Origin of the sequence: Bradyrhizobium sp. DN3, assembly GCF_041357655.1 — a bacterium.
Lineage (GTDB): Bacteria > Pseudomonadota > Alphaproteobacteria > Rhizobiales > Xanthobacteraceae > Bradyrhizobium.
Map to the genome: position 1 here is coordinate 1 of NZ_JAULLN010000099.1, position 359 is coordinate 359.

1 pseudogene is annotated in these 359 nt (G+C 61.8%); it reads left to right on the top strand.

The annotated features are described in order from the left end of the window. Positions 1–359, top strand: a pseudogene (locus AAE027_RS39520) (Fe-S cluster assembly protein SufB); the annotation flags it as partial.

Genomic DNA, 359 nt, shown 5'->3' on the forward strand with positions numbered 1-359 from the left:
CAAGATCGACTTCCAGGACATCTACTATTACGCGGCGCCGAAGCCGAAGAAGACGCTGTCCTCGATCGACGAGATCGATCCGGAGATCCTGAAGACCTACGAGAAGCTCGGCATCACGCTGCGGGAGGTCGCGACCCTCGAGGGCGTCGAGCCGCCACCCGGCGGCGAGCAGACGCCGAACCGCAAGATCGCGATCGACGCGGTGTTCGATTCGGTCTCGGTTGCGACCACGTTCAAGGCCGAGCTGAAGAAGGCCGGCGTGATCTTCATGCCGATCTCGGAAGCGATCCGCGAGCATCCCGAGCTGGTGCAGAAATATCTCGGCTCCGTGGTGCCGACGTCGGACAATTTCTACGCGA